The organism is Bartonella sp. AU18XJBT (assembly GCF_028618595.1).
In the GTDB taxonomy this organism is placed as follows: Bacteria; Pseudomonadota; Alphaproteobacteria; order Rhizobiales; family Rhizobiaceae; genus Bartonella.
In genome coordinates, this window is the sequence record NZ_JAQITE010000081.1 from 1 (window position 1) to 3,392 (window position 3,392).

Below are 3,392 nucleotides of genomic sequence, written 5' to 3' on the forward strand. Positions count from 1 at the left end.
GTCGTTATAAAGAATATCTACTTCACGATCAGCCAATTGATAGCTTGCCATATAGTCATCTTCATTGATTTTCTCGGTTGACCAGCCTAGGCTTTTTAAAAGTGCATGAGCACTTTCCATGGTGAGATGATCATCAGTGTCATCTGCTTCATCTACTTCTTCTGCCGCTTCAACAGAAGTTGTTTTAGAAGCAACAGATGCTGTTTGCGGATCCAAGCTTAAAATCGGAGCATTTTTAGGAAAACCAGTCCGATAACGCCGTGCAAGAGTGAGAAGATTATCAATTCTATATTTTGAGATTTCTTCCACAAAACCTAAAGGATTTCCCTTTCTAAAATTCTCCTTATAAGATTTGAGCTTTTCAACATCCCCAATCAAAACAAGCGCAATAAGGTGACGCGCTACAAGATCAAGTTCACTGTCTGGGGGAAATGCTACATAATCATAGATGATTTGATTGACATTTTGCCGATTAACCCATTCAAGAATATCCGCACTGATCTGTTTCAGCTTGCCTTCATCCAATTCAGTACTAGAAACTGTATAAACTTCTTCTGCTTCTTTGAGGGCTATATATTGAGGCATATTATAGAAAATCTCTCTATGAGCCGTAGAAAAACTAAGTGTTGAAAGGGAAGCCTTAAATGCAACAATCGGCTCTTCTTCATCACTTTGAAGACTGTACATTATATTGATGATACGGTCTTTACTTATAAAATAAGCATTGCGATCATAATTTTTATCACGATAAACTGTCCAATCCATTTCTTTTAATTGCTCTGCAACTTTATTGAAAGTAATCAAAACTTGTGGACTGAGATGTGCTTCTACTGCCTCTCGCTCGTTAAGGATTTTCAGATGTCTTTCAGCAAATTCAACAGCGTGATTAACATACCCCTCCAGTTCTTCATCAAGATTTTGCAAATGCTCAGGAATCTTATCCTCTGCAATAGAATCTTGATAGGATTTTAGGACATCAATTTGACCTGTCAATGCTAAACAAGCCAAATGCCAAATCACAGCTGGATAATAGCTATATTTTTGGATAAGCGTTTTGCTTTCTATTGATGCTTGTAAATCTTGGGCACGAGACCACTGCATCACCCGCTCAGAGATTTTAATAAGCTCGTGATCATTTAATGTTCCCACACAAATATCAATTCCTTTATCAAAACCACTAAAAATTCCTCCCCCAATCGTGTTAAAAGACTTATAAATATCCGTAGGCTGTACAAGATTACGTTGTCCACAAAAATGAATATACAAGCAAGATAAAGAAATCTCTTCATTAGATATTTCAGCCTCAAGACGAACATTGTAATTATCATGAAGACGTATAAAGCCAAAATTAAACTGAATAAAACGGTCTGGCAAAGAGAGCCACATTTTTCCAGGTTCCGTAGAAAACCACCCTTGGGTTTTAAGAATACGGCTTGCTGCTGTAAGGCTTATCGAGCGCTGTTTGGGCTTTTTAGGCGTTAGAATATCGTCTAACTCCCCGTTTTTATAAGCTTGCGCAAAAAGAATGAGGCGCTCAATCCACCCTATTGTTTTGTAATCTGCAAATTCTGGTACATGTAATTGGGGTGTAAACTTAGAACTTTTTAAAGCATCAATATCACCAAGTAATGCTTCCGCAACAGCAGAATGATTAGCAGCTTCTTCACGCAACTTTTGTTCAATATCTTGTGCCTGCGCCCAAGCAATTACTTTATTTAAAGCAGCTTCGATATGGCTTTCGGAAAGATCTGAAGCTGTAACATCGAAATCCTCTTTCGCAGAAAATAGCGTATCTTCATACTTATCCTGTGATACTTCACCACTAGCATATTCCCCAGCAAGACAATAAGCGGCAGTGGTAAGATTAGCCGATAGCCGAAACTTTCCCCCATCCTCTCCATAATCTACAACATCATAACTAATGCCTACAATGCGATCGGGAAGATGATAATGCGCAAACATACTCCCATCTTCAGCACGATAAGGTTCCCAGCCAAGCGTTTTTAAAATCTCTGTCACGTCTTTAGTTCGCATCGCTATTCACTTTCATTCAAAAAGTCCTGGATAATGAAAAGTGTAAAAATCCATTTTGTCTAACTTATTACTCAATTGTTCTTTAATCCATTTTTTACTAGCTTGATTTAATTCTTTATCACTTCCTTTAAAATCTTTGAACGATTCTTGATATTTCTCTAAGAACTCTTTGTTCTCTTTAAAAAATTCTATAAGTTTTCCTTTTGTGGGCTCTGCATTTCCTTCTTTATATGCTTCTTTCAAAATCTTTTGGTTTCCACTTAAATCAGCTTTTCCCGTTTTTACATCAGCAGCAAACAGTTTACCATCCTTTATACCAACAATATCCGCACGAGATCTTACTACCCCCTTATCCGTCTTAGTTTTGAATACTATTTCTGTTTTACATATTCTACATCCTTCATCCCTGAATTCTTGTTTTTTTTCATCGCGCTTTTTGTCATGATGCTTCCTGACTTGTGCAAGTATGTTACCCTTTCCATCATTATTGTTTTGTGGTTCTTTATTGTTTCCGTTTTTTTTCTTATTTTTACTTTCCTTCTGAGAATCTTTATTTTTTTCTTCTTTTGAGTTTTGGTTTGTTTTTTCGCTATCTTCTTCTGCATTTTTCGATGCAAACAAATAGCCAAGGAAATCCGTTATAGCCGTCCCATTGCTAGAGGATCCAACAACAGTTGCTCCGCCAGCCATAAAAAGAGACAGAGCTGCCAACTCTTCTGGTGTAAGCGACACAATGAATGCTGCTAATGCTGCTACCGCAGGAAGAAAATTATTCTCCGCGGCATTACTAGCGGCATCCGCGCCAGTATTGACATCACCACCAGCAAGGGCAGCAGCAAAGCCCCCTGTAACCCGTGCGACATCAATGGCACGATCGCTAAAGTCAGCAAACTGTGCTTCAATCTTTGCATTTATACGCGCTTGTTCTTCTGCCGTTGGAATACGACCATTCAATGCTGCTATTTCTTTTTGTATTAAATTTTTAGACCACAGTTTAAACTGGAGCATAGCAGTTGCTTCGCCGACAGCCCCGCCGATAGCACCGGCAGAGCAAGCGCCACTCGCAACCGCGCCTTTTAAGCAGCCAAGACCGGCGTGGGCAACGATCTGCGTGACCGTATTTATTTTGCCTTCTGCCTTGGCAGTACCAATTTCTTCTGCCAACGATTTGCCAACCGTATCAGACAGGGCGATGCGCAGATTGTTAAAAAAGTTCTTGTCAAGAGAGCCGCCCTCAAGAGCCGTTTGCACGCCTGTGCCAATGGCGGCTTTGATCAGATTCTTTTCCGCTTCAAGGGCGATACGATCGACAAAAGGAGCGGTTTTGGGCAAAGATTGTCCAACACCAGCCATTTCCG

2 protein-coding genes are annotated in these 3,392 nt (G+C 39.7%); both read right to left on the minus strand.

Going from position 1 to position 3,392, the window contains the following annotated elements; translation table 11 throughout:
- A partial coding sequence (locus PVV60_RS09750; RefSeq protein ID WP_273724580.1) for a DUF6990 domain-containing protein occupies nucleotides 1-2,034 on the minus strand: 2,034 nt, incomplete at its 3' end.
- Nucleotides 2,035-2,046: 12 nt separating this feature from the next.
- The coding region (locus PVV60_RS09755; RefSeq protein ID WP_273724581.1) for a DUF637 domain-containing protein at nucleotides 2,047-3,392 on the minus strand (1,346 nt) is incomplete at its 5' end.